Raw genomic sequence first — 1465 nt, 5'->3', positions numbered from 1 at the left:
GGTAGTGGCCATAGAAAAGCACATGCGGCGCACCTGCCGGCCCCTCGTGATGCGCCACCACCATCGGATGTCCGGGCGTGTCGCGCACACTCGCGTCGAAGCCGATCAGCTTGAGTTCGGCGACCAGCCATTCCGCCCCTTTGCGGCAGTCGGCGGCGAAGGCCGGATCGGTGGAGATCGACTTGATGCCGAGCAGACCGAACAGCCGCTCCAGGCTCTGGTCGAGATTCTGATCGAGACGCTCAAGGACGGGGGAGATTCTTGACATGCTTTTAGCCTTTCGATTTTGGCCAGACCCTAAGGGGCCACGCCGAAAACGAAAAGCCGTGATTGTTGGACCAACCCGGTCAATCGCTGCCGCAACATAAAAGAAGACCGCCGTGGTGGAGGGGAAACCACGGCGGTCTTTACTCGAAACGATGCGGCAGCCCGGAGAGGGGGGATAGGCTGCCGCAGTTTGCCCGGGATAGGCGGGGGACGGGCCTTGCTCCGGACTTCGGCGAAAACTGCCGATGACGTGTATTTGGGTCTGTGAACGTGGCGATTCAAGGGCATGAAAATTACACTTTTGTAACATGCCCGTGAGCGCCCAATTTCCGGCCGGACAGCATCTGTCAGGGGTGTTGCCCGAACCGGTGGGTTCCGCAGCCTTTGGCATGGACCGCGAAGGCTGGCCGCGCTATCCCTGCCGGCATGAAAAAAGGCGACCACCTCTTCCTCGTCGACGGCTCCGGCTACATTTTCCGCGCCTACCACGCGCTGCCGCCGCTCAACCGCAAATCCGACGGCCTGCCGACCAGCGCCGTGCTTGGCTTCTGCAACATGGTTTGGAAGCTGATGCAGGACGCCCGCAACACCAATGTGGGCATCGTGCCGACGCATTTCGCCGTCATTTTCGACTATTCCTCGAAGACGTTCCGCAGCGATCTCTACCCGGAATACAAGGCGAACCGCTCGGCGCCGCCGGAAGACCTGATCCCGCAATTCGGGCTGATCCGCCAGGCGACGGTGGCCTTCAACCTGCCCTGCATCGAGATGGAGGGTTTCGAGGCCGACGACATCATCGCAACCTATTGCCGGCTGGCCTGCGAGGTCGACGCCGACACCACCATCATTTCCTCCGACAAGGACCTGATGCAGCTGGTCGGCCCGACGGTCGGCATGTACGACCCGATGAAGGACCGCCAGATCGGCATTCCCGAAGTGATCGAGAAATGGGGTGTGCCGCCGGAAAAGATGATCGACCTGCAGGCGCTCACCGGCGACTCGGTCGACAACGTTCCGGGCGTGCCCGGCATCGGCCCGAAGACCGCGGCGCAGCTCCTGGAACAGTTCGGCGACCTTGATGGGCTGCTGGCGCGTGCCTCCGAGATCAAGCAGGACAAGCGGCGCGAGACCATCATCGCCAATGCCGACAAGGCCCGCATCTCGCGTCAGCTGGTGACGCTGAAGAACGATGTGCCGC

At 62.1% G+C, this 1465-nt stretch carries 1 protein-coding gene and 1 pseudogene; one reads left to right on the top strand and one right to left on the bottom strand.

The features are described from left to right. Positions 1-268, bottom strand: a pseudogene (locus EOA27_RS36235) (hypothetical protein); the annotation flags it as partial. 425 nt (positions 269-693) lie between these two features. Between EOA27_RS36235 and EOA27_RS36230 the strand changes: the two are divergent. Beyond that, on the top strand, positions 694-1465 hold a 772-nt coding region (locus tag EOA27_RS36230), incomplete at its 3' end, for a 5'-3' exonuclease H3TH domain-containing protein (RefSeq protein WP_281059517.1).

The organism is Mesorhizobium sp. M2A.F.Ca.ET.037.01.1.1, from assembly GCF_003998075.1.
Lineage (GTDB): Bacteria > Pseudomonadota > Alphaproteobacteria > Rhizobiales > Rhizobiaceae > Mesorhizobium.
This window is presented reverse-complemented; position numbering and strand designations above follow the sequence as displayed.